The following is a 706-nucleotide window of genomic DNA, read 5'->3' on the forward strand; positions in this document are numbered from 1 at the left end:
ACGAACCCGTGAAAATTCCGCAGGAATTTTCGCAAGTAGGCTAGAACCAAGCAATTAATTATACACGTTGTTCTATGCAGTTTTTATTCAGATTGTTTAATGTCAAACTCAATATTCCAACGTTTTAAATAATCTTGTAAAGGTTCAAGTCCCATTTCCGTTCTCCTCTTATTTACAGTTTCTGGATTTTCAAGGTCGTATAAAATCCATTCATTCCCATTTTGAATTACTTGAGTTCCGTATACTTGAGGTAAGTCATCGTTCATCATTGTTCTATCTTTCATCAAAGCAATTTGCGATGCTTTTAAATCTCCATTTTTTGCTGATTTTTCTAAAAGTGGTAAGTATTTTTTTCGATTAGCATTGTCTCCATGTTGGAAAACTACCCAAACTGCGCTCATTTGCACATCGCTAACTACTTCTAATGTAGGCATTCCACATTTTTCAATTAAACTAACTACTGTTATCAGATTTTCTTTATCTATTTTAGGGTTAATTTCTCCTCCATTTGTTCTCATTCCTTGGTCACTATCAAAAACATTTTGCAAAATTTCCGGCACTTTATTGCAATTAATATCTATCAATTCTAATGGTTGATAATTTTGATCCTTACAAGATGAAAGGATTATAAATAGGCTAAATATCAAAAGTTTGTAATTCATTCACGGTGTTTTTCAAATTGCATAGAACGGTGCGCGTATATGAA

At 32.6% G+C, this 706-nt stretch carries 1 protein-coding gene; it reads right to left on the minus strand.

The genetic code is table 11. From position 1 onward, the window contains the following. Nucleotides 1–83: 83 nt before the first annotated feature. Nucleotides 84–662: a DUF6624 domain-containing protein gene (locus KO504_RS13840; protein WP_215927814.1), complete on the minus strand. Its 579-nt coding sequence runs from the start codon at nt 660–662 to the stop codon at nt 84–86. Nucleotides 663–706: the final 44 nt, after the last annotated feature.

Source organism: Winogradskyella psychrotolerans (genome assembly GCF_018860565.1).
GTDB classification, from domain to species: Bacteria; Bacteroidota; Bacteroidia; order Flavobacteriales; family Flavobacteriaceae; genus Winogradskyella; species Winogradskyella damuponensis.

What these genes read in the sequence shown, in the direction of transcription:
- KO504_RS13840 (WP_215927814.1), bottom strand. Translation starts at nt 662, where the DNA reads ATGAATTACAAACTTTTGATATTTAGCCTATTTATAATCCTTTCATCT.